The 2,749-nt window shown below is 49.9% G+C and carries 2 protein-coding genes; one reads left to right on the forward strand and one right to left on the reverse strand.

Annotated elements, in window-relative coordinates:
• The first annotated feature begins 286 nt into the window (after positions 1–286).
• Entirely contained in the window at positions 287–583 is a 297-nt protein-coding gene (locus QUB14_RS28380) for a DUF4129 domain-containing protein (protein ID WP_333221548.1), read from the forward strand.
• 311 nt (positions 584–894) lie between these two features.
• On the opposite strand, the gene QUB14_RS28385 is transcribed toward QUB14_RS28380, so the two are convergent.
• Positions 895–2,749: Calx-beta domain-containing protein (locus QUB14_RS28385; RefSeq protein ID WP_333221550.1), on the reverse strand; the 1,855-nt coding region annotated here is incomplete at its 5' end.

Raw genomic sequence — 2,749 nt, forward strand, 5'->3', positions numbered from 1 at the left:
ACATAGAGGGCAAGCGGGCGCCCCTGGCCCTCAATCGCCATCATAACGGGGGTAACTAACCCGGATTTGGTATAATTTGGTAATGACTTCTTTCAACCGGGTGTTTTGCTTGACGGTAACGCTGTTCTAGTTCTCGTAACGATAGATGTGGTTCAATGCTAATACGTTTTGGCATTGGTCAGATAGATGCTTTTTACAAAGGGTATACTTAGCTATTTTACTATGGTTGTACTACCGGACATAATATCAAACAACTGATGGAAGTGCGAAAAAAACAATTAACGATTTGTCGGTAGCAGAGTGGTTGTTGCGATCGCAAAAGTTGCAGCAGCAAGGCAAATACCGCCAAGCTTGCCGCTGTCTTTACATGGCTTTGTTGCAGCGGTTAAATGATGCGGGAACCGCGGTTCACCAACCCAGCCGCACTGATGGCGAATATTTGCAATTAATCGAGCAATTACCTCAGCCAGTGCCTTACGAAACTGTGATAACAATACATCAGCAACTATATTTCGGGAATGCGGAAGCTTCCGCCTCAACCTTTGAACAGTGTCAGCAAGCTTATCAACAAATTAAGGATTAAGTAGGTAAGCGCAAAAAAACCATAATATCCAATCGCTAATTTTAGGGGCGGGTTTTACCCACAATAATTGCCAAAAACCGACAATCTCAAAAACCCCCACCCAATGGCAAATCGCCATCTACTTCTTTCAATATACAAGGGTTCAAGGTCGTACTCGAATAACGGGCGTAGCATCTATAGCAATCCTCGCATCATTTGTGAATTTCTTACTCCCGAGCGGGTTCGGGGAGGGTTGGGGTGGGGTAAAAAATTTACGACTCCTGGAAGGATTGCTATAAGAGTACGACCTTGAAAGGGTGCTATAAGACCGACTAAAACAATGGGTTGAAGGATCTCGATGCAGTACCAGCCCCAGCAATGGGATTCTGGTCGAGGCCGCCCACAATCGGTTTTATGTATAAATCCCACAAGTTCTGGGTGGCATTGACTGTCACACTAGGATTAGCGATCGCCACCCCATTGAAATAGTTGGTGATGAAATTGCTCATATCCACTGTTGGCAGCGCTGAACCACCAAGCAAGCTGGAATCCAGCAGCCCGATACCACCGATCGCACTAGCCGAACGAAAGTCAGTAAGTGGATCATTGACAATACTCGCTGCACTTAAGGGATCGAGCGGAGTAGCTGCACCATCATTGTCTACGATGTTCAAAATGGCGGTGCTTTGCCTTCCAATCGTGGCGCCTGTAGCAATAGCCAAACTTAAGTTGACTGTTTCCTCATTCTCCACCACAGTATCGTTGGCGATCGGAATGGTGATGGTTTGGGGTGTAGAATCCCCAGCGGCAAAATTCACCACAATGGGCTCATTGGTGTAATCGCCAGGGGCAACAGCAGTACCATCGCTCAAGTTCACCGTGGCTGAGGCGGCACCAGTCGTACTGCCAGTGCGTGTAACTGTTACGGCTGCAATCGTCGTTCCATCTTCGTTGACGCTGAAAGTAGGAGCACTAAATTCCAGGGTGCTGTCATCGTCCACTATGTTCAAAGTGGCGGTACTTAGCTCTCCAATCGTGGCGCCTGTAGCACTATCCAAAGTTAAGCTGACAGTTTCGTCACCCTCCACCACCGTGTCCTTGCCGATCGGAATGAGGACGGTTTTGGGTTCCGAATCCCCATCGGCAAAATTCACCACAATCGGAGTACCGTCGTAGTCCACGGCAGCGGTAGCGGTACCATCTGTCAAGTTCACCGTGGCTGAGACGGCGCCAGTCGGAATGCCCGTGCGAGTGACTGTCACTTCTACCACACCCTCATCTTCGATGACGCTAAAGGTAGGGTCACTAAATTCCAGGGTGCTGTCATCGTCCACTATGGTCAAAATGGCCATATCTGGGGTTCCAATCGAGGCACTACCTGTAGGGCTAACCAAACTTAAGTTGACAGTTTCGTCACCCTCCACCACCGTGTCCTTGCCGATCGGAATGAGGACGGTTTTGGGTTCCGAATCCCCATCGGCAAAATTCACCACAATCGGAGTACCGTCGTAGTCCACGGCAGCGGTAGCGGTACCATCTGTCAAGTTCACCGTGGCTGAGACGGCGCCAGTCGGAATGCCCGTGCGAGTGACTGTCACTTCTACCACACCCTCATCTTCGATGACGCTAAAGGTAGGGTCACTAAATTGCAGGGTGCTGTCATCGTCCACTATGGTCAAAATGGCCGTATCTGGGGTTCCAATCGAGGCACTACCTGTAGGGCTAACCAAACTTAAGTTGACAGTTTCGTCACCCTCCACCACCGTGTCCTTGCCGATCGGAATGAGGACGGTTTTGGGTTCCGAATCCCCATCGGCAAAATTCACCACAATCGGAGTACCGTCGTAGTCCACGGCAGCGGTAGCGGTACCATCTGTCAAGTTCACCGTGGCTGAGACGGCGCCAGTCGGAATGCCCGTGCGAGTGACTGTCACTTCTACCACACCCTCATCTTCGATGACGCTGAAGGTAGGGTCACTAAATTGCAGGGTGCTGTCATCGTCCACTATGTTCAAAGTGGCAGTACTTTGGGTTCCAATCGAGGCATTACCTGTAGGGCTACCCAAACTTAAGTTGACAGTTTCGTTACCCTCCACCAAGGTGTCGTTGACGATCGGAATGGTGATGGTTTGGGGTGTAGAATCCCCAGCGGCAAAATTCACCACAATGGGCTCATTGGTGTAATCG

It is taken from the genome of Microcoleus sp. B3-D2, assembly GCF_036705345.1.
GTDB lineage: Bacteria > Cyanobacteriota > Cyanobacteriia > Cyanobacteriales > Microcoleaceae > Microcoleus.